Genomic DNA, 4,514 nt, shown 5'->3' on the forward strand with positions numbered 1-4,514 from the left:
TACACTCATATTTAATCCCTATATTTTCTATTTCAATTTTATCATTTTTGAAATAAGAAAACAAATTTTACTGGTTCAGTTTTAGGGGTTCATTATAGTACTCTAAAGTTATCGCATTACTGACGGAAATTATTATGTTATTATTTAAAATCAACTAAGAGAGTAAATATTGGACAAAAATGAATATAATTTTTTAATAGTAGTAGAAGATGAAGTTATAAGTACTCAATACCTAACTCGTATTCTAGTAAAGCTTGGATACGACAATATTTATGAAGCTACTAACTTAGATGAAGCAATGAAAGTTGTACAAGACAACTCCATAAACTTAGTTTTTATGGACATAAATATAAATGGTACAGTAGATGGCATTGCCTTAGCTCAGATATTAAATGAAGAACAGTTTTTACCGATAATTTTCACAACAGCTTTTGGAGACTCTAATACTATTTCAGAAGCAACCGCTACAAATATCTTTGGCTTTTTGATTAAACCATTTAATAAAAATGATGTAGAATCAGCTCTTAGTGTTGCACTTAAAAGAATCAAAGAGAGAGATAAATATATTTTAAATTCAAAGTTAAAATCTGAACAAGACTCTTGCATAATAGATTTAGGGGCTAATCAAACTTTTGATATGTCTAAAAAAACATTTTTACTTAATAGTGAAGCTATCAGCTTAACAAGAAAAGAGATAGACTTATTATATATACTCTGCAAAAATATCAACACAAACACATCTTATGAAACTATAAAGCGTTTTGTATGGAAAGAGGAAATATCAACATCTACTATTAGAGACACTGCGTCTAGATTGAGAAAAAAAACACCAAATCTTGATATTGAAAATATTGTTGGTGTTGGCTATATTTTAAAAAAGGTACAATAAGTTGCGCTATATATTAATTTTATTATTATTCACAAACATACTCTTGGCTGTAGTTACGCTTCCTAAAAACATGCAAAAAGTGCAACATTTTGATATAGGATATTATTATGATGACACTGGCATCTTAGACATAAACAAGCTAAGCAGCAAAACTTTTACTCAAAATTCTAGTCAGTTTACCTTTGGTTTTAAAACAGGTAATCTTTGGTTTAAGATAGATGCGAAGAACAGTAGTTTAAATGAAGAGTTTGTACTTTACCTGAGTGAGCCTTACTTTAGTGAAGTTGTTTTATATGAAAAAGAAGATGACACTTGGAGAGAGGATTTAAATGGACTAAATATTGCACTTAAAGATAGAAGTCTCTCAAATCACAATCCAGCTTTTAACATAGTTATACCCAAAGATGCAAACAAAGTTTTTTATGTAAAAATAAACTCAAAACTCACTACTTCTGGTGAGTTTGAAATATATACAAAAAAACACTTCAACTCCCTAAGTGGTCATTACCCAGATTTACTCTATATGCTATATTTTGGTGCTATTCTTATCATCTCAGTTATAAACTTATTTTTATATTTTAAACTTAGAGAGTCTATATATATCTACTACAGCGGGTATACATTTTTTTATGTTTTATGGGTTGCTTCATACAGCGGTCTTATCCTTTATACTCCGGTAGCTAGTCATTTTCATAAGTTTATCATGGTTACTCCCCTGTTTATAATGTTTTTGATTTTATTCTCATCCCAGTTCTTAAACGTAAAAGAAAACCTACCAAAGGCATATCTTCCATTAAATATTTTTGCACTTAGTTTTGGTCTATTATCTGTCTTAATAGTTATCAGTTTCGATCCATGGTTTGAAGTTATGAATAGCCTTGCATCTGTGCTATTTTTAGTTCTTTTTTCTACAGCTATATCTATTTTTAAAAAGACAAAAGATGCAAACGTAAAGTACTACCTAATCATAATGACTATTTACATGATAACAGTTTCTTTAATGTCTGCTATGGCAAATGGTTGGATTCAAAACAATGACATAAACCGTTACTCATTTTTATATGGTTCATTTTTTGAGATACTTTTCTTTACACTCATCTTGACAAACCGTTTTTATATTTTTCAAAAGGAAAGGTTAGATATGCAACAAGAGCTTATAGACATAAAAAACAATGAAGAAGTTATGCTAAAAGCACAGATAGAAGATAAGACTCAAGATATAAAAAATCTTCTCAATGAAAAAGAGCTTTTACTTAAAGAGCTTTACCATAGAGTGAAAAACAATTTTCATATGATTATTGGTCTATTGTGGATAGAAGAAGACAGTGTCCAAGATAAGATAATCAAAAATTCGTACCTAAAAATAATTTCAAGGATAAACTCTATGTCAATAGTTCATAAGTACCTATATGAAAGTGATACCTTTGCCCATATAGACTCCAAAGAGTACATAAGTGAGATAATTAGTGAAGTGAAAAATATCTACTCAGGTGAAGTGATAGTTATCAACAAAGATATAGAATCTTTTTTTATTGATATAAATTCTGCTGTTGAGTTAAGTATGATAATAAATGAGCTTTTAAATAACTCTATAAAGCATAAGAGAGAAGATGAAGATTGTGTTATAGATATCTCTCTTATGAAAAAAGATACACGTATAACTTTTATTGCACAAGATAATGGCTTAGGTTTTGATATAGATAAAAAAAATAACGGCTTAGGGCTAAAACTTATAAAACAATTTAGCCAAAAACTACCCCAAGCCTACTATAGTTTTAGCTTTGAGTATGGAACAAAGTTTGAGTTATCATTTGTAACACAAGAGTGACTTTTACACCAAGTTAAGTTCCATTATTTCTAGTAAGAACAAAGCTTCATAACGGTCAAAGGTTGCTTTTTTGAGATGGTTTTTACGTATGTCTATGTAAGTGTTTTGTGCATCTGTGAAGTTAGCGTACTCCAAGTTAGTGTTTTCAAATAACGTTCCTTTAAAGTCTGAAGCAGTAAAATCAGCTCTTGGTAGTGAAGCATTTCTAAAGTCCACATCTTTTACTCGACACTCTTTCATAACTAAGTCTTCAAGTTTCAAGCCAAAAAAGTTACTATCGTTTAAGATAGACTCTATAAATCGTAAAGGTTCAACACTAAGTAAACTTTTGTAGTCACACATAGTCCAGTCAATCCCAATCATCTTACAAGACTCAAAAGTGACATTGCTCATCTTAGTATCAGTCAGTTTCAATAGACTAAGATTACAGTTTACAAAACGACACTCAATAAACCTACAGGACAAAAAGAAAGTTTCACTAAAGTCACAAGATACAAAGGTACATGCTTCAAACTCTGCTTTTGTTATCTTTACATCATGAAGACTTACATCTTTAAAATCCTCCGCAAAACAGTCCAATCCATCAACTATGCTTATTTCCGCCATTTTTGTCCTTTTTTATTCATATGTAATTTTATGCTTCTCTATCAAACTTGTATAGTCCCCATTATCGGCACTTTTTAAAGCTTTTATATACTCATCTCTTTTTGGATTTTCTTTTGAAAGCAAATCTTCTTGCCATTTTACAGGCATAGAATTATTTTGTCTTAGATAAATATTTGCCAACATCCTAGACCAACGCCCATTTCCATTTTTAAATGGGTGTATTTGTACAGCACGATGATGTATTCTAGTTGCAGTTTCATATATATCAAATGTTTTATTTTTATCCCAAAATGCTATATCATCTGCCAAATCTTTTAGAGCAGTAGGTACTTTGTAAGCTTTTATACCTATAGAAAGCTCTACTTTTCTAAATTTACCAGCCCAGTTCCAAACATTTCCAAACATCTCTTCATGAAGAGAAGTTAACCATTCATATGAAAATGGAGCTATCTTTTTAGATGGAGATGCAGACAAGTACTTTATCGTAGCGAGTGCGATATTATTTGCTTCTGCAATATAAATTTCTTTAAGAGAGTAAATTTTACTACTTGGTAGTTTTAATCCTGAGATATCATCAAGCGGAGTCGCGTCATCTATAGACTTGGTAGAGTGAATCATCTATGCTACCCATAGAGTATCTTGATAACTACCGCTTAAAAATTCTTTTTCGTAAGAACTAATGATATCTCTTAAATTATCATCTTCTAAGCCTTGCATCTCTAATGCTGATGTACCTTGAACTATAGAAGCTAAAAAAATCGCCTTATCATGAGCTCTTTTCTTTTTTAGATTTTTTAAAGAAATTTGCTCATTACCAGCAAAATCTAAACCTAGAAAATTTGTAACATCTTCTATGGTACTTAGTTTCACATCTTCATTTTTCAACAATCTATTTATAGTTCTTATACTCACACCGCTAAGGCGAGCAAAATTCTCTATAGTAATATTTAACTGTTCTTTTCTAGCAATGATTTTATGTACTAAGTCTAATCGTTTCATAACTATTCCTTTGTCACCATTATGCCATAAGTGGCATTAATATATGTCTAAACTTTTACTATATAAGACTATATACTCTTAATATAATCTCTCTTTATAATGAACCCCTAAAACTGAACCAGTAAAATTTGTTTTCTTATTTCAAAAATGATAAAATTGAAATAGAAAATATAGGGATTAAATATGAGTGTA

5 protein-coding genes are annotated in these 4,514 nt (G+C 30.0%); 2 read left to right on the plus strand and 3 right to left on the minus strand.

Annotated elements, in window-relative coordinates; all coding sequences use genetic code 11:
* Window positions 1-169: 169 nt before the first annotated feature.
* Both QZZ48_RS14230 and QZZ48_RS14235 read left to right on the plus strand, forming a co-directional pair.
* A complete protein-coding gene (locus tag QZZ48_RS14230) occupies window positions 170-889 on the plus strand; it encodes a response regulator (RefSeq protein WP_294966919.1) in 720 nt (239 codons plus the stop codon).
* Between the two features lie 43 nt (window positions 890-932).
* Window positions 933-2,717 (plus strand): 7TM diverse intracellular signaling domain-containing protein, encoded by a 1,785-nt coding sequence (locus tag QZZ48_RS14235; RefSeq protein WP_294966920.1) that lies wholly within the window; start codon window positions 933-935, stop codon window positions 2,715-2,717.
* A gap of 3 nt (window positions 2,718-2,720) precedes the next feature.
* Here the strand turns inward: QZZ48_RS14235 and QZZ48_RS14240 are convergent, their stop codons facing one another.
* Genes QZZ48_RS14240 through QZZ48_RS14250 form a run of 3 tightly spaced genes read right to left on the minus strand, consistent with a single transcriptional unit; the run spans window position 2,721 to window position 4,322 of the window.
* Window positions 2,721-3,323 (minus strand): pentapeptide repeat-containing protein, encoded by a 603-nt coding sequence (locus QZZ48_RS14240; RefSeq protein ID WP_294966921.1) that lies wholly within the window; start codon window positions 3,321-3,323, stop codon window positions 2,721-2,723.
* A gap of 12 nt (window positions 3,324-3,335) precedes the next feature.
* Entirely contained in the window at window positions 3,336-3,941 is a 606-nt protein-coding gene (locus QZZ48_RS14245) for a mobile mystery protein B (protein WP_294966922.1), read from the minus strand.
* Window positions 3,942-4,322, minus strand: coding sequence for a helix-turn-helix transcriptional regulator (locus QZZ48_RS14250; protein ID WP_294966923.1), 381 nt, complete (start codon window positions 4,320-4,322; stop codon window positions 3,942-3,944).
* Window positions 4,323-4,514 lie beyond the last annotated feature (192 nt).

The organism is Sulfurimonas sp., from assembly GCF_016744025.1.
Taxonomy (GTDB): domain Bacteria; phylum Campylobacterota; class Campylobacteria; order Campylobacterales; family Sulfurimonadaceae; genus Sulfurimonas.